The 505-nt window shown below is 24.6% G+C and carries 1 protein-coding gene and 1 pseudogene; both read left to right on the top strand.

Annotated elements, in window-relative coordinates; translation table 11 throughout:
- Positions 1–180: DUF4241 domain-containing protein (locus tag GQX97_RS14720; RefSeq protein ID WP_157152397.1), on the top strand; the 180-nt coding region annotated here is incomplete at its 5' end.
- A 58-nt stretch (positions 181–238) separates the two neighbouring features.
- Positions 239–505: pseudogene (locus GQX97_RS14715) on the top strand (hypothetical protein); the annotation flags it as partial.

Genomic DNA, 505 nt, shown 5'->3' with positions numbered 1-505 from the left:
AAATATCAAAGTGAATATGGTGATTGGCTTAATTTTAATATACCAGAAAGCAAATACAATATAGTTTTATTTCAAAGCGGATATGGTGATGGTTTTTATCCTTCATATTTTGGTTATGATGATAATGATGAAATTTGTGCTTTATATATTGTTTTTATAGATTTATTCGCTGATGATTAATAATTTTCTTATATATAGACATTTTATTTAATAGAATATTAGGAGTATATAGAATAATATGAATGTTTTAGATTATATAAAATACAATTTCTTTAATATAAGAACTCCAAGCTTGGTAGAAAAAGTGCGTTTGCAGGAATATGCTGCAAGAATACAAAATAATAAGTATCATTTTGTAGATTTAAAAACAGGTGCTCTAACAGACACGCTTGCTAAGTTTGTATTTGATATGTATAAAGTAATTGGACCATTATTACACTCTTTAAAAGAAGAGTTTATTATTAAAGACGGCAAACAATTTTCATATTATTTAATAGAAGTATCA

The sequence above is a fragment of the Brachyspira sp. SAP_772 genome (assembly GCF_009755885.1).
Taxonomy (GTDB): domain Bacteria; phylum Spirochaetota; class Brachyspiria; order Brachyspirales; family Brachyspiraceae; genus Brachyspira.
Note: the sequence above shows the minus strand (reverse complement) of the source record. Positions and strands in the feature narration are given on the sequence as shown.